The organism is Actinocrispum sp. NPDC049592, assembly GCF_040675465.1.
Classification (GTDB): domain Bacteria; phylum Actinomycetota; class Actinomycetes; order Mycobacteriales; family Pseudonocardiaceae; genus Kibdelosporangium.
On record NZ_JBFAPA010000010.1, the window covers coordinates 84,327 to 98,884 of the forward strand.

The 14,558-nt window shown below is 69.1% G+C and carries 15 protein-coding genes; 6 read left to right on the forward strand and 9 right to left on the reverse strand.

Annotation, left to right across the window (positions count from 1 at the left end):
* The first annotated feature begins 85 nt into the window (after positions 1-85).
* Both AB0J95_RS25210 and AB0J95_RS25215 read left to right on the forward strand, forming a co-directional pair.
* Positions 86-250, forward strand: a complete 165-nt coding sequence (locus tag AB0J95_RS25210; protein ID WP_364762368.1) for a hypothetical protein — start codon at positions 86-88, stop codon at positions 248-250.
* A gap of 652 nt (positions 251-902) precedes the next feature.
* Positions 903-1,082: a hypothetical protein gene (locus AB0J95_RS25215; RefSeq protein WP_364762371.1), complete on the forward strand. Its 180-nt coding sequence runs from the start codon at positions 903-905 to the stop codon at positions 1,080-1,082.
* Here AB0J95_RS25215 and AB0J95_RS25220 read toward each other — a convergent pair.
* Positions 1,075-1,293, reverse strand: a complete 219-nt coding sequence (locus AB0J95_RS25220; RefSeq protein ID WP_364762374.1) for a hypothetical protein — start codon at positions 1,291-1,293, stop codon at positions 1,075-1,077. The genes AB0J95_RS25215 and AB0J95_RS25220 overlap by 8 nt on opposite strands.
* A 182-nt stretch (positions 1,294-1,475) precedes the next feature.
* Here AB0J95_RS25220 and AB0J95_RS25225 point away from each other — a divergent pair, with 182 nt between their 5' ends.
* Positions 1,476-2,915: an amidase family protein gene (locus tag AB0J95_RS25225; protein WP_364762377.1), complete on the forward strand. Its 1,440-nt coding sequence runs from the start codon at positions 1,476-1,478 to the stop codon at positions 2,913-2,915.
* Here the strand turns inward: AB0J95_RS25225 and AB0J95_RS25230 are convergent.
* A complete protein-coding gene (locus AB0J95_RS25230; RefSeq protein ID WP_364762380.1) occupies positions 2,903-3,604 on the reverse strand; it encodes an SDR family oxidoreductase in 702 nt (233 codons plus the stop codon). The genes AB0J95_RS25225 and AB0J95_RS25230 overlap by 13 nt on opposite strands.
* 5 nt (positions 3,605-3,609) lie before the next feature.
* Positions 3,610-4,347, reverse strand: a complete 738-nt coding sequence (locus AB0J95_RS25235) for a TylF/MycF/NovP-related O-methyltransferase (protein ID WP_364762383.1) — start codon at positions 4,345-4,347, stop codon at positions 3,610-3,612.
* A 138-nt stretch (positions 4,348-4,485) separates the two neighbouring features.
* On the opposite strand from AB0J95_RS25235, the gene AB0J95_RS25240 reads away from it, so the two are divergent.
* Complete coding sequence (locus AB0J95_RS25240) at positions 4,486-5,325, forward strand: LLM class flavin-dependent oxidoreductase (protein WP_364762386.1); 840 nt, start codon at positions 4,486-4,488, stop codon at positions 5,323-5,325.
* A 43-nt stretch (positions 5,326-5,368) separates the two neighbouring features.
* Here the strand turns inward: AB0J95_RS25240 and AB0J95_RS25245 are convergent, their stop codons facing one another.
* Positions 5,369-6,289 (reverse strand): 2OG-Fe(II) oxygenase family protein, encoded by a 921-nt coding sequence (locus AB0J95_RS25245; protein ID WP_364762389.1) that lies wholly within the window; start codon positions 6,287-6,289, stop codon positions 5,369-5,371.
* A 156-nt stretch (positions 6,290-6,445) separates the two neighbouring features.
* Here AB0J95_RS25245 and AB0J95_RS25250 point away from each other — a divergent pair, with 156 nt between their 5' ends.
* Positions 6,446-7,654 carry a hypothetical protein gene (locus AB0J95_RS25250; protein ID WP_364762392.1) on the forward strand — a complete coding sequence of 403 codons (1,209 nt, stop codon included), beginning with the start codon at positions 6,446-6,448 and terminating at the stop codon, positions 7,652-7,654.
* Here AB0J95_RS25250 and AB0J95_RS25255 read toward each other — a convergent pair.
* Together AB0J95_RS25255 and AB0J95_RS25260 are read right to left on the reverse strand one after the other, a co-directional pair.
* A complete protein-coding gene (locus tag AB0J95_RS25255) occupies positions 7,637-9,094 on the reverse strand; it encodes an amidase (RefSeq protein WP_364762395.1) in 1,458 nt (485 codons plus the stop codon). The genes AB0J95_RS25250 and AB0J95_RS25255 overlap by 18 nt on opposite strands.
* Positions 9,091-9,858, reverse strand: coding sequence for a PIG-L deacetylase family protein (locus AB0J95_RS25260; protein WP_364762398.1), 768 nt, complete (start codon positions 9,856-9,858; stop codon positions 9,091-9,093). The genes AB0J95_RS25255 and AB0J95_RS25260 overlap by 4 nt, the downstream gene beginning before the upstream one ends.
* Positions 9,859-9,954: 96 nt before the next feature.
* Between AB0J95_RS25260 and AB0J95_RS25265 the strand changes: the two genes are divergently transcribed.
* Positions 9,955-11,274: a hypothetical protein gene (locus tag AB0J95_RS25265; protein WP_364762401.1), complete on the forward strand. Its 1,320-nt coding sequence runs from the start codon at positions 9,955-9,957 to the stop codon at positions 11,272-11,274.
* 1 nt (position 11,275) lies between these two features.
* On the opposite strand, the gene AB0J95_RS25270 is transcribed toward AB0J95_RS25265, so the two are convergent.
* Genes AB0J95_RS25270 through AB0J95_RS25280 form a run of 3 tightly spaced genes read right to left on the reverse strand, consistent with a single transcriptional unit; the run spans position 11,276 to position 14,552 of the window.
* Complete coding sequence (locus AB0J95_RS25270; protein WP_364762404.1) at positions 11,276-12,382, reverse strand: class I SAM-dependent methyltransferase; 1,107 nt, start codon at positions 12,380-12,382, stop codon at positions 11,276-11,278.
* A gap of 14 nt (positions 12,383-12,396) precedes the next feature.
* The gene (locus tag AB0J95_RS25275) at positions 12,397-13,716 is read right to left on the reverse strand and encodes a cytochrome P450 (protein ID WP_364762407.1); all 1,320 of its coding nucleotides are present in this window, start codon (positions 13,714-13,716) and stop codon (positions 12,397-12,399) included.
* Positions 13,716-14,552, reverse strand: a complete 837-nt coding sequence (locus tag AB0J95_RS25280) for a sugar phosphate nucleotidyltransferase (protein ID WP_364762410.1) — start codon at positions 14,550-14,552, stop codon at positions 13,716-13,718. The genes AB0J95_RS25275 and AB0J95_RS25280 overlap by 1 nt, the downstream gene beginning before the upstream one ends.
* Positions 14,553-14,558: the final 6 nt, after the last annotated feature.

Genomic DNA, 14,558 nt, shown 5'->3' on the forward strand with positions numbered 1-14,558 from the left:
CCTTCGGACACAGGGGAAATGGACTGGACCGCCGTGACGGTCCACTGGTTGCCGGGTGTTGCTGCTCGGCGCCCAGAGCAGCACCATGACACCGAACGTGGCGCTGCCGTCGCCGTCCAGCGCCGTGCCGATGTCCCGGTTGGCGATCCCGGTCGTGAAGCTCACGCTCATCAGCAGCACCACCGCGCGACGATCCACAGTGGACATTCGAGCGGGACCTCCTCGTCCGGGAAGGCTGGTCATGCGCTGAACTGCCACCAGTTCACGTTGGACAGGTATCCCCGAGCCGACCATCGCGTCCACCGCCCGCCGGACGACCGACTCGGTGGCGCAAGGAGGGAAAGCCGCCGCCATGGCGATGACACGACTCAGTCGAGTACGAGGAAATGAAACATCCATCGTCTCTCGACGTCGGAAAAGTGCTGCACTGCGCATGCGGACCGACCCATCACCGTTGACGGCGAGCACTCGAACAGCACAACGGCGATCGACCAGATCTGTACACGAATCGACACATGCTGTTCATGTGAACGCTAACACAGTCCGCGACCGAGACCAAGACGTTGACAGCAGCGCCAGTTCTCAAGTCGTTTCACACTGTCCGTTGATCATCGTGCGCGTACTCATTCAAACTTGCACGGGCAGGCGCCGCAGCTGGGGTAGTCCACAGTAGACGACGCACTCTGCCTGTCCCAAGCCAGAAAGGGCACCATCGTGGCCGATCTGAGCCGCCTGTACCGAGCCTTGAACCAGGAGTCAGGCTACGCGCCGCCGCCGGAAATGAAAATTTCACCGCATCGCCAACAACAATGAACGGAGCGGCCGCACGGTATTGAAGCACCCAGCGCAACCGTGTTAGCGTTCACATCTCTGTGCCACAACCCCGCCCACCGTCGATGCTGATGGTGCGGAACCTCACCGACTCCATGCACAAGCTCTACGAGCTGATGTCCCGCTACAGCTCGATCGACGAGGTGTGGTGGGACATGGCGAACCCCACCGGCCGCAACCAGCCCCTACGGGCGGTGACAGCCTGCTGTCCCAGCGCAAGGCGGACGGGACCAGCGCCTGGAGCTACTTGAAGTGGTCGCCCGGGGAGCGCAACGGGACGCTGTCCGCGCGCCACGACTGGTTCTGGCACCCCAAACGAAGTGTCGTTTCGCTGCGTCTCGCGCTCTCCCGGCCCATGGTCTCGGCGAGCAAACCGTGTGGATCCTCGTACCGCGCCAGGTAGTGCCCGTGGCCAGGGTGATTACCGAAGACGAAATCCTGCTCCCCCATCGCGGATCGCATCGGCGATCACGAAAGCTTCCAGGGGCAGCTCGACGCCGAGTTCACGGATGCGCGGGGCGACTCGTTGGTGAGAGTATCCCTGTCCACCGGGGAAGTCGACGAACATCCTTTGTGGACAATGCTTGGCAGCCCAGACCGGGTCGCCGTATCGTGGTAGAACCAGCGGACGAACGGGGGTCGCGGTGACAGGCACTGAGCTGTGCTGGTGGCCCGCCAGGACGGTGGCGGCCGAGATCGCCGCGAAGCGGTTGTCCGCCCGTGAGTACCTTGCCGCGCAACGAGACCGCATCGCCAAGTATGACGGCGACCTCGGCTATGTCGTGACGTTCGACGAGCGGGCGGACGACATGGCGCGGCAAGCAGACGAAGCGGTCGTGCACGGTAACCCCCTGGGGCCGCTGCACGGCGTCGCGATGACGGTGAAGGACAGCCTGTCCACCAAGGGGTTGCGGACCACCGGCGGAACGCCCGACTTCGCCGACAACTTTCCCGCAGAGGACGCGCAGGTGGTCGCGGCTGTGCGTCGGGCTGGTGCGATCGTGTTCGGCAAGACCAATTTGCCGGAGTACGCGGCGGATGTTCAGACCAACAGCCCGTTGTTCCCGGTGGCGCGCAACCCGTGGAACCCGGACTACACACCAGGTGGATCGTCAGGCGGCTCGGCGGGCGCGGTCGCGGCCGGCTTTTCCCCGGTGGAGCTGGGATCCGACGTGGCCGGGTCGATCCGGCTGCCGGCCGCGCACTGCGGCATCGCCGGGCACAAGCCGAGTTTCGGGATCGTGCCGATGCTCGGGCACATCCCGTACCCGCGGAAGTACACCGCCCCGGACATGTCGGTCATCGGTCCGCTGGCCCGCTCGGTCCCGGATTTGGCCCTGCTGCTGGACATCATCGCCGGACCCGGCCCGCTGGACCAGCCGGGCTGGCAGTTGTCGCTGCCGGGTGCGCGCCCGATCCGCCGGGTGGCCGCGTGGTTCGACGACGCCTACTGCCCGGTGGACGCCGAGGTCCAGGCCGCGCTCATGGCCGCCGCGCAAGCGTTGAGCCAGGACGGCATCCAGGTCGACGTCGGCACACCGGCCCAGCTGGGCCTGGACATTTCCCTGGCGGCCAGCGACGAGGTCTTCCGCCGGATGCTCACCGCGGCGGCCTCCGGCGGATACCCGCCCGAACGGCTGGCGGCGATCGCCGCGGGTACGGCGTCGGCGGGTGCCGAACTGGGCGCCCAGTTCATCGCGCAAAGACAGCGCGAGTGGGGTGCCGCCAACGAGCAGCGGGCGCAGATGCGGTTGCGCTGGCAGGAGTTCTTCACGGTCTACGACGCCATCCTGCTGCCCGTGGCGCCGAACCTGGTGCCACAGCATGATGATCGGCCGTTCGAGGTGCGCGATATCGTGGTGAACGAGCAGTCGCGGCCGTACTGGGACCAGATCGTCTGGGCGGGTCTCACCGGGGTCAGCTACCTGCCGGGAACGGTGGTGCCGGTCGGTCTGGACAGCCGCGGCCTGCCCCTGGGCGTCGCGATCGCCGGTGCTTTCCTGGAGGACAAGACCACGTTGGCTGTGGCGGAGCGGTTGAGCCTGTTGGTGCCGCCACTTCCCGTACCGGCCTATGTGGACTGACGCGGATACAGCAGCCGGAGTTCATCGTGCAGTGCTGCCCGGACCGTCCGGGTGTACTCGTCGACGAGCACTTCCTCCGAACCGTCCACAATGGCGTCCAGCACGGGTTCGACCACCTCGCTGGCGTCGAGCATGGGCTTGTCCAGTCCGGCTGTCATGCCGGTAGCCACCGAGTCGGAGAAAACACCGACCACCAAAGTGTTCTGGCCGCGTAGCTGCAGGCGCAGCGCGTTGGTGAGCGACCAGCTCGCGGCCTTGGCCGCCGCGTAGACGCTCACCGGCGGGATGGTGACCCACGACATCACGGAAAGCACGTTGACCAGCGCTCCCCCGCCATTCGCGGCGAGCACCGGAGCGAACGCCTGGGCCACCGACAACGGGCCAAGGACGTTGACTTCGAGATCCCGGCGAACGGCGGACAGCGGCACCGTGAGCGGCCGGCCCGGGGTCGCGATGCCCGCGTTGTTCACCACAATGTCCACGTCCGAGCCGAGAGCGGCCGCTGCCTCGACCTGTTCGCGGTCGGTGATGTCGAGTTGTACCGGGATGACACCGTCTTCGGTCGCGACCGGTGCGCGCATGCCCGCGTACACCTTGGCCACGCCACGCGCCAGGAGACCCTGCACGAACGCACGGCCGAGACCGCGGTTGGCCCCAGTCACGAAGGCGACGGCTCCGTCGATGCGCACGGCGCTCAGGGCGCGACCGCGGACGTCTCGGCCAGTTTCTCCACCGGGGCGCGGTCGCCGCGCAGGTGCGCGATGAACGAAGCCTCGTGCCAGCCCGGCTTGGCGAAGGGTGTGACCTCGACGTCCGGGTTGCGGGCGAGCCATTCGCCGAACGCCTTGCGCTCACCCCGGTCCGGGTGGGCGCGGAACAGGAACCAGTCGTCCATGATCAGCACGGTGCCGTCCTGCAGAACGGGCAGGATGAAGTCGAGCACCGGCACGGTCGAGGAGTAGAGGTCGCAGTCCACCCAGACCACGGCGGCCTGCCGCAGGTTCAGCCGCTGCCTGGTCTGGTCGGTGAGAGTGTCGCTGTACCAGCCTTTCGTCAGCTCCACTTTGGACATGTCGACGCCGTCGCGCCTGAGGTTGGCCTCGACCGTCCGCTGGTCGCATTTCAACTGGCCCCGGGTGAACTGCTGGAACGGATAACCGTCGACGTCGTCACTGGCCGGCAGTCCGTCGAACGAGTCGAAACCGAGAAATCGCATCCCGTTCAGCCGGTGCTTTTGCGCGAGATGATATGCGGCGGTCAGCGACCAGCCGTCGAATACGCCGAATTCGAGATAGTCACCGGGCAGCCGTCCCCAGCGCGCGAACGCGAATGCCATGTCCAGCATCCGTTCCTGCGGGGCGAGCGTGACCGTCTGGTGCACTCGCTGGAACGCCTTGGAGTAACGGGCTTTCTTCACCATCCGGCTGAGCACGGCCACACCCCTCGTATTCGCTCCGGCGGCGGCAGGGAAACGCACAGGCACATTACGCGCGTCGTGCGGGAGATTCGTGTGTCACCAGGTATAACATGATCCCGTCCCAGTGACCGAACACTATCACGGAGAACTGTCTTGACCAAGAAATCGCTCCGGCACGGTGTCTATCTGCCCCCGTTCGGCCCGTTCGGTGATCCCGCGGTCCTGGTGGATCTGGCGGTGCGGGCCGAGGCGGCCGGCTGGGACGGTGTGTTCCTGTGGGACCACCTGGTGACCGACGCGATGCCGATCGTCGACCCGTGGACCACGCTGGGCGCGATCGCCCAGGCGACCGAACGGATCCGGCTCGGCACCATGGTCACTCCCCTGGCCCGGCGCCGCCCCTGGGTGGTGGCGCGGCACGCGGGCACGTTGAGCCGGTTGTCCGGCGGCCGGTTCGTGCTGGGCACCGGGCTCGGGTCGGACGAGTCCGGGGACTTCAGCCGGTTCGGCGAACCGGACGATGCCCGGACCCGGGCCTCGATGTACGACGAGGGCCTGGACGTGGTCCGGGCGATGTGGTCCGGCGAGGCCACCGAACACGATGGCGGGCACTACCGGCTCCGGTTGGCGGCCACGGCACCCGAGCCACACCCGATCCCTGTCTGGGTCGGCTGTTCGACGACCAAGCCGCGGGTTCTGCGCCGGGCCGCGGCCGGCGACGGGATCTTCCCCAACCCTTCGGACCACCGGGTGACGCCGGCGGAACTGACCGGCATCCTCGCGGCGGTGCACGAGACCGGCCTGGTCGGCGACCGGCCCTTCGACGTGGCCGTCGCGGGCAATGCCAGCCACGCCTGGGAAGAGCCCATCGAGGTCGACGTCAAGGGCCTGCACCAGGCCGGGATGACCTGGTGGATGGAGTCGCTGATCCACTTCGACCCGCTGGACCTGTCGCTCAAGATCGTCGATGCCGGCCCGCCCCAGATTCCTTAGCCCCCAAAACAAACGCGCCTCCGCGCGGACCGCGGCGGAGGGGTCAGATGCCTTCCTCGGTGAACCGCTTCCACATGTAGGCGCCGGTGGTGATCGGCTCGTACGTCGGCGCGTCGGCCCGGTCCTTCTCCACCACCGGCTCGATGACCACGTCGTAGCTGGTGGCGTAGAAGAACGCGATCGCGAACCGCTCGTCGTTCTTCGGGCTGACCACGCGGTGCGGGGTGGCCGGGATGACGCCGTTGGTCCAGCGGGCCATCGCGTCGCCGGAGTTGAGCATCAGGGCGCCCTCGATCGGCGGGACCTCGATCCACTGCTTCTCGCGGCCGCGAACCTGCAGGCCGCCGACGGCGTCCTGCGCGAGCACCGTGACGACTTCGTAGTCGCGGTGCCGGCCGACGCTGAACACGTCCTCCGGAGTCTCGGGCGCCTGCAAGTAGTGCAGCAGCCGCATCTGCGCATGTGGCTGCTCGCAACGAACTTTGAAGAAGTCCGTCGGCAGGGACATGCCGTACGCGATGGCGCCCAGTGCCGAGTCGGCGAGCTCGCGCACCGCGGCCTGGTAGCGCTGGATCGCCGGGCGGAACTCGGGCAGCTTGGGCGGCCACAGGTTCGGCGTTGCCTGCAGCACCTCGCCCGGTCCCTCGTAGGTGGTGGGAATCTCCATGCCGCAGTCGTAGAGTTCGTGCAGCGCGGCCGGGGTCAGCCCGGGCGGCACGTAACCGTGGTATTTGTTGGCGTGCCGGTAATGCACGGCGTCCAGCTCGGCCGGGTCCTGGTGGAAGAACCGGCGGGCGGCGTCGAACGCGCCGGAGATCGTCTCCATCGGCACGCCGTGACCGGTGACGTACGCGAAGCCGGTGCGCCGGAACGAGTCTGTGAGCTGGAGGGCGACCTTCTCGTCAGCGTTCTCGCGCCACTCCGACAGATCAACGACTGCTATAGCGTCGTCAGTAGCATTCATGTCAACGGATCGTGCCAGCGCGGGCAATTCGCGGCAAGACCTCGCGCGGGAGGCGCTGATACTCCTGTGCCACAAGCAAGAACGTTGAACAGCGACCGCGGCGGCGTATGGTCGCCCCCAGGGGTCCGCTGGGCGTGACAGCTAAGGGGTGCGGGAGTGTTCCAGGCGAATTCGCTGGTGCGTAAGGCGAATATCTCGATCAGGGCGAGGCGCCCGCGCGAGCAGGACGGCTGGCGGTACGCGGTCCGGCGGCAACAGGTCACAATGGACCCCCGGCCCAGCGCCGAGCGCACGCTCACGTTCGTGTACTTCCGGTCGTTCGGCTGCCGCTTCGACCGCGCGGGCGAGTGCACCATGTGCAACTACGCCGCCGCGGAACGCGTCGACACCGAGAGCGTCGTCTCCAGCGTCCGGGAGGCGTTGGCCAAGCAGGACCACTACGACGCCTTGGGAATCTCACCGTTCGGCAACATGTTCGACGTGTCCGAGGTGCCTGCCGAGGCACGTGACGCGATCTTCGACATGGCCGCCGGGACCGACGCCGGGATCTTCTCGTGCGAGTCGCGGCCGGAGACGTTGTCCGGCGCGCTGATCGAGGAGACGGTCGGCCGGCTGAAGGGCAAGCGGCTGTTCATCAATCTCGGTCTGGAGTCGGCGAACCCTTGGGTGCAAGCGCATTGCGTGGGCAAGTCGCTCAGCGCGGAGAGCTACCGCGCGGCCACCGCGGCCTTGCGCGAGCATGGCGCGTTCCCGGTGAGCAACATCCTGCTCGGTGCGCCGTTCCTGACCGAAGAGGAGGCGATCGAGTCCACTGTGGGCACGATCCGCTGGGCGCTGGCCAACGGCAGCCACCTGTGCGTGTTGTTCCCGTCCAACGTCAAAGGGTGGACGTTGCAGGAGTGGCTGTGGGAACGGGACATCTACCGGGTGCCGTCGTTGTGGTCATTGGTCGAGACGCTTCGCCGGCTGGGCCCGGACGCGACCCGGTCGGTGGCGCTGTCCTGGTATTCGGCCTCACCGACTGACCCGCATCGGCTCAACCAGGTGTCGGATCCGCTGCGGGCCGCGCCGACGACCTGCCCGCGGTGCCGGGAGACCGTGATCAAGAACCTGGACGCGTTCAACGCCGGTGCCGGCTTCGGCGTGATCACCGGCCTGTCCGAAGTGGACTGCTTGTGCCGGGCCGAGTGGCAGCGGCGGGTCGCGGCCCAGACCGCCGAGGCCGGTTCGCTGGACGCGCGCGTGCTGCGGGCCTACGACCGCATCGGCACCGAGCTGCTGGGTGGCCAGTGGTGGGACGGCAACCGCGACAAGGTGCGGTCGGAGCTGGAGGTCAGCTACGACGGGTCAGTCGTTCCCGCCTGACCCGAAGCCGGGTGGCGGCTGGTAGGTGAAGCCCAGGTCCGCCACCAGTCCGGCGAACCGGATCACCGTGTGGTCCTCCAGGTACGGCCCGATCGCCTGTAGCCCGACCGGCAGGCCTTCGCGGCTCAGTCCGCAGGGAAACGCCGTGCTGGGCTGGCCGCACAGGTTGGCCACGCCGGGATGGACCAGCTCCACGGTGGCGTCCACGGTCCGGCCGTTGACCACCAGGTCACGTTCGCCGACCGGCCTGCTGTCGTGCGGGAACGCGTTCACGGAGTGGTTCGGCGCGACCAGGACGTCCCAGTCCGCGAAGAAGGCCCGGTAACCAGCGCGGAAGCTCTCCCGTGCGTCGCACCACCGGATGTACTGGGACGCCGTCGCCTCCAGGCCGTCGGCGTGCGCGAGCGCGTCCTCGCCGCCCTTGGCACGCAACCGCCGGGCCTTCGCCTGACGCTCGGCCTTCGTTCCGCGGCCGGTCATCGCGTAGCACATCCGGGCGTAGACGCGGTGGTAGGACAGCATATCCCCGAACGTGTCCGGCTGGGCGACCGCGACCTTGGCGCCGGCCGCGGCGAGCTCGCCGGCCAGCCGGTCGGACGCGGCGACGATGTCGTCGTCGACCTCCAGCCACCGTGGGACGGGCAGGAACGCGACCCGGAAGTCCCGCAGGCGGTCGTGCCGGGGTGGTGGCAGGGCGATCCGCCAGGCGACCTCCTCCCCCACGTCCGGCCCGGCGACGATGTCCAGCGCGAGCGCGAGATCCGCGGCCGAGCGGGCCATCGGGCCCTGGGCCTCCATGCAGATCGCGATATTCGGCAGCATCCCGCCTGGGACGTGGCCGGTTCGCGGAACCGCTGTCTCGCTTGGTTTGTGGCCGTACACACCGCAGAACGCGGCCGGCTGGCGGATCGAGCCGGCGAAGTCGCTGCCGATCTCCAGACCGGTCAGCCCCGCCGCGAGGGCGGCCGCCGCGCCACCGCTGGACCCGCCTGAGGTCCGCTCGCCGTTCCAGGGGTTGCTGGTGCGGCCGAAAAGCTCGTTCCAGGCCTGGTTGTCCGCCGCGTACGGCGGCACGTTCGTCTTGCCGAGGAAGATCGCTCCGGCGGCCCGGACCCGTTCGACCACCAGGGAGTCGCGGTCGGCGATGTGACCCGCCCGCTCCGGCGCGCCGGCGGTCGTCGGCAGGCCCTCGACGTGCAGGCAGTCCTTGATCGTCATCGGCAGGCCGAGCAACGGCAGGTCCGCTCCCCTGGCCCGGGCCGCGTCAGCCTTCGCCGCGTGTTCGCGGGCGCGGTCGAAATCGCGGATCACCACGGCGTTCACGGCATGGTCGTGGCGTTCGATCCTGCGGATGTACGACTCGGTCAGCTCGGCCGACGAGATCTCCTTGCGGCGCAGGGCGTCCGGCAGATCCGTGGCGGACGAGAAGGCGCTGGTCATGCCCGGGCTTCGAGGGTGGCGGTGTCCGGGATGATCTCGAAGACGTCGAACGCGACCGCGCGGCCGACGCCGAGGCGTTCGCCGTACGCGGTGGCGGCGCTGGTCAGCAGGCCGGTCGGGTCGAACGCGGCTTCGCCGAGGCCCAGCATGTACTCGCGGTGGGCGGCGAGTGACGCGATCCCGGCGTGCAGGAAGTCGGTGACGTCGACGCCGTGGCTCGGCTGTGGTGCGCTGCCGAAGCAGACGAACCGCACGCCGGTCCAGGGGTGCAGGCCTTCCTCGGCCAGTTCGGGGAAGATCCACCGGTTGCCCGCGTCCCGCGCGGCGTCCAGGGTGGCGAGCCCGACCGCGCGGTGGTCGGCCTGGTTGGTGATGCGCCCGGCGAGCCGTTCGGTGAACGCGTAGCTGATGATCACGTCCGGCTTGGCCTTGCGGATGGCCCGGGTGATGTCCCGCCGCAGCGGCAGGCCGTACTCGACCGTCCCATCGGGATAGTCCAGGAACTCCACGGTGTCGACGCCGACTTCCAGTGCGCCGGCTCGTTGTTCCGCGACGCGCAACGGTCCGGCCTTCTCCGGGTCGACACCGTCCATGCCGGCCTCGCCGCGGGTGGCCAGGAGGTAGCTGATCTCCTTGCCCTGAGAGGTCCACCGGGCCACCGCCGAGGCGGCGCCGTACTCCAGATCGTCGGGATGCGCGACCACGCACAACGCCCGCTGCCAGTCCTCACGCAACGGCTGCAACGTCCGCGGAGAGTTCCCCATGGTCGCGACCCTAGGGACTGTTTCCCTGGCGTGGCAAGCGAACACGTCGTTGTGCCACCATCGCCCTGACGCTGGTCCGCCGACGGACGGGAACCCATGTCCGACACCATCACTCTGGTCGTGCCCAACATCGCCGAGTACAACATCCGGCATCCCCGGCTGGCCCTGGATCCAGCCACTGCCAACAACTTCGTGGTCTACGGCGAGGCGATGGCCGAGCAGAGTGTGTTCTGGACAACGGATCCGCGGGTGCTGGTGCTGCCGGCCGGGGTCGACCGGACGTGGTTCGCCGACGTCCACCAGGCGTTGGCGAGCGACCCGCCGCCGGTGGTGTCGCCGGCCAGGCGCACCGGCCGGATCACCGCGGACCTGCTCGCCGATGTGGACGCCATGGCGCGGCTGCAGGAACACCTGAGCGGCCACCAGCGGGTCCAGCTGGCGTCGTGGGGCGCCGAGGAGGACCTGTACCGCCTCGTCACGGCGGTCCGCGGGTTCGGGCACGAGGTCCTGCTGGACATCCCCGAGCCCGAGCACTACTGGACGAGCCTGTACTTCGACTCGAAGCAGAGCTGCCTGGACCTCGCCCTCGAGCTGCCGGGTCTGCGGGTGGCGCGCACGATCACCGTGGACACCTGGCCGGAGCTGCGTGGCGCGCTGGACATGCTGCGGGCACGGCAGAAGAAGGCGATCGTCCGCAGTATGTACGGCGCTTCGGGTGAGGGCACCGCCGTGGTCGATCCGAACCCGGCGAGCCTGGAGAAGTTCTGGCGTTCGGTCCGCGATGACCCGTTGCTGCGGGTGTTCCCGTTGATGGTTCAGGAGTACCTCCCGCACCACGCGGAGCACGCCAACCCCGCCGTGGACATGTTGATCACCGATGACGGTGTCGGGGATCTGGTTCTCAGCGTGATGACGGTCGACAGTCACCGGTTCGTCAGCGTCAACGTGGGCGCGGGGTTGATGAGCCAGGAGGTGGCCGGACAGGTCGAGGACCTGTCGCACCGGATCGCCGCGGTGGCCGGGCGGATGGGCTTCCGGGGCTGGTTCTGCATCGACTTCCTGCTCGACGAGCACGGTGTCCTGCACGTCACCGAGTTCAACGCCAGGCGGAGCGGTGGCACGCAATGGATCCCGCTGCTCGACCGGCTCGATCCGCACCGGCAGGCGGTCGCTCACGCCGCGCATGCGTTGCCGCTGCCCGTGACCGCACCGGCCGAAATGTCCTATGCGGACCTGCAGCCGGTGTTCAAGGAGCTGCAAGGCGATGGCGTGACGGTGTACCCGATGGCGATCCGCCTGCTCAACCACTACAAGCGGTCCTACGGCATCGTCACCGGCGGCCCGGACGCGGCAACGGCCGAGCACAACGCCGAGACCACCCGGCAGCGGATCGCCGCGCACCTGGGCAAGCGGTGACCTACGGCTGCCGGCGGAACTCGGCCAGCCATCGCCGCCCGGGCGGGTTGTCGTCGGTGATCTCGGTGATCCCGACCGGTTCGAGCCCGTCGACGGCGAACGACCCGACCTCCTCGCGGGTGAGCGGCCATGGCGGGCCGGCCTCGCCGTCGAACGGGCGGGAATGCGCCAGCACGAGGAGGGTTCCGCCGGGGGCGAGCATGGCCGCGATGCCCTTGACCGCCTGGCCACGGGCCGCCGACTGGTGGACCTGAACCGTGTACGCCTCGAACACGAGGTCGTAGCTCGCTCGCCACTCACCCGGCGGGTCGAGGATGTCCGCGACCCGGTAGTCCACTGTGGAGGTTGGGAACCGCGACCGAGCACCGTCGACCGCGGTCTGGGACACGTCGAACGCCACCACGTCGAACCCCAGCCCGGCCAGGAACTCGGCGTCATCCCCCAGACCACAGCCCACGACCAACGCCCGCTGCCCCGTTCCCGAGCGGCCGGCCACCCATGACACCAGGTACTGGTTGGCTGTGAGGTCGGCCCAGGGAACCTTCGTCTCGCCGCGTTGGGCGGCCGCGTACAGCTCCTCGAACCAGCCGGTCGGGTCACCGCGGTCGAGGGACGCCGTCGCCAGGCGGCGGGCGTAGGCGGCTCGCCTGCTGCCCACAGTGGACATGACGACCGGCATCGGGCGCTTGTTCGCGGGCGGGTTGCTGACGGCGTTGTAGACGACCACGAGGGTCTGACGCCCGGCCGTCGAAGGCACGGTGCCGGGGTGGGAAAGCAGGACCGACCCGTCGTCCAGGAACACCACGGCGGTCACGAGGTTCGGTGCGGGGATCCCATCCTCACGCCACCGGGACTCGAGGTGCTCACCGACGTCGATCCGCGACTCGTGGATGTACACCTGCTCGCCGAGCAGATCCATTGCCGCGCCGACGAGATCCGCACGACGGCAGACCCGGTTGATCGCTGGACTTGTCTGGTGTGGACTGTGCAGGGTGCCGCTGCCGGGGACATCGCTCGCAACCTCGGCGAGCACGTCCGCGGGAAGCATGCCCGCGATGACCACCGAACCGTCCCGGCGGTAAGCCTCGACCACCTCGGTGCCGAGCACGTGTCCCTCCCCTGTCAGGATTTCCGCAGCACCATCGGGACGCCGTTGGGCACCAGGTCGAGCAGGGCCCGTGGCACGACCTTGGCGCCGGGTGCCATCCGCAGCCGGAACCGTTGCAGCACCATCGCCACCACGATGGCGAGCTCGATCCGCGCCGGGTCCTGGCCGATGCACAGGTGCGGGCCGCCGCCGAACGGGAAGTAGGCGTACCGGGGCCGTCCGGCCGACCGGGCCTCGGTGAACCGGTCGGGGTCGAACCGTTCGGCGTCGGGCCAGAACTCCGGGTGCCGGTGGGTGACGTACTGCGAGAACACGACGGCGGTCCCAGCGGGCACGTCGTACCCGCAGAGTGTGTCCGGGCCCAAGGTCTCCCGGACCCCACCCCAGGCCGGTGGGTAGAGCCGCATGGTCTCGGACAGCACGTTGCGCAGGCAGGGCAACGAGACCAGATCGTCCACAGTGGGCGGACGGCCGGCGAGCGGAGCCAGCTCGGCACGCACCCGGGCGTCGGCCTCGGGGTGGGTGGCGATCAGGTACAGCGCGAACGCGATCGAGCTGGCGACGGTGTGCTGGCCCGCGTGCAACATGGTCAGCAGTTCGTCGCGGACCGCGCGGGCCGGCAGGCCGGACTCCAGCAGCGCCTGCATGACCCGGCCCCGACCCGCGGTCCGACGGGTGCTGGTGGCTCGTTCGACGGCCCGGTCCAGCGCGGCGACATGGGCTTCGAACCGCGCCTGCCCGCGGGCCAGCAGCCACGCGGGCACCGGGTACATCCGGAAGCTCTGGCCGCTGACGTAGGCGAGCGCCTCGGTCAGGTGCCGCAGGACGGGTTCCTCCTCGGCACCGAGGTTCAGGTCGAACATCCCTCGCAGGACCACCCGGAACGTCAGCCGTTCCAGGTCGTGGCACACGTCGAACGGCTGCCCGAGCCGGGCCTGCCAGGCCGTCAGCATCTCCTCGGTGACCGACTGGACGGTGCCGCCGAACTCGCTCTGGTGCTCGGAGCGGAACGCCGGGGCGAGGGTGCGGCGGTGCACGGTCCACGACTCCCGCTCGCTGGTGAGCAGGCCGTCGCCGAGCAGGCGGGCGAATGGCACGTTGAGCCGGCCGCGGCCGTAGTTGCGGTGGTTGGCCTGGTGCACCTGGGCCACCGCGTCCGGGTGGGCGACGAAGATCCACGAGCCGCCGCCGAGCTCGCGGAACCTGATCACGTCACCGAACTTGGCGTGGTTGCGCAGGTACGTGCCGGCCGGGTCGCGTTGCAGGCCCAGCAGCACGCGCCAGATGGCCGGGCCGCGTGGTCCGGGGATGGCGTCGAGCGGGTTCGCGGTCATCAGCGGGATCCGTTCCGTCCGGGCAGGTAGTCCGAGCGGTGCTCGGCGAACGAGCGCCTGGCCTGCTCCAGGCCTTCCGGCGTGCCCATGTCGTGCCAGGCGTCGGTGAAGCGGTGGGCGACGACCGGCCGGCCCTGGTCGAGCAGGACCTGGATCAGGTCGGTCATGTCGAACCGGCCGCTCGCCGGGATCGCGGCCCGCGCCTCGGCGGACAGCACGTACACGCCGGCGCAGACGTCCAGCTCGACCCGGGGCTTCTCCCACAGGCCCTGCACGGTGTCGCCGGAGACCGCCAGCACCCCTTGGCTGATCGGCATTTCCAGCACGCGGGCGGCCACGGTCAGCACGGCCGAGCGGTGCAGGTGGGTCGCGTACAGGTCACCGAAGTTCAACGTTGTCAACACATCCGCGTTCATCACGACGACCGGCTCGGCCCAGCCGGGCAAGGCCGCGAGCGGCCCCGCGGTGCCCAACGGCTCGGCGTCGACGGCGTAGTCCAAGCTCATCCCCAGATGGCCGCCGTCGCCGAGCACGTCCTTGATCATCGCCGCCAGGTAGCCCACGCACAGGGTCGCGTGGGTGATGCCGAACGCACGCAGCTGCCGGAGGATGATCTCCACGATTGGCTGCCCGTCCAGCGGCACCAACGGCTTCGGCGTGGTCAGCGTGTGCGGGCGCAGCCGCGACCCGCGACCGCCGGCCATGATCACCGCGCGGGCCGGTGCGCCCCGCATCGCGGACTTCGGTGCGACTGGTGCCGCCACGTCCACAGTGGCCGGACGCGGAACCAGCCGGACGCGTTGCAACACGTGTCCGGGCACAGCGATCTCCGTCACCGCGCC